Annotated in this window: 1 rRNA gene; it reads left to right on the forward strand. The window is 50.6% G+C overall.

The window, feature by feature from the left end:
* A 23S ribosomal RNA gene (locus tag BGP78_RS20700) occupies positions 1 to 397 on the forward strand; the annotation flags it as partial.

Genomic DNA, 397 nt, shown 5'->3' on the forward strand with positions numbered 1-397 from the left:
AATTGAAATCGCAGTGAAGATGCTGTGTACCCGCGGCTAGACGGAAAGACCCCGTGAACCTTTACTACAGCTTGGCACTGAACATTGAACCTACATGTGTAGGATAGGTGGGAGACTTAGAAGCACAGTCGCTAGATTGTGTGGAGTCAACCTTGAAATACCACCCTTGTAGTTTTGATGTTCTAACGTAGGCCCCTAATCGGGGTTGCGGACAGTGCCTGGTGGGTAGTTTGACTGGGGCGGTCTCCTCCCAAAGAGTAACGGAGGAGCACGAAGGTTGGCTAAGTACGGTCGGACATCGTACGGTTAGTGTAATGGTAGAAGCCAGCTTAACTGCGAGACAGACACGTCGAGCAGGTACGAAAGTAGGTCATAGTGATCCGGTGGTTCTGAATGG

Source organism: Pseudoalteromonas sp. MSK9-3 (assembly GCF_003590335.1).
Taxonomy (GTDB): domain Bacteria; phylum Pseudomonadota; class Gammaproteobacteria; order Enterobacterales; family Alteromonadaceae; genus Pseudoalteromonas.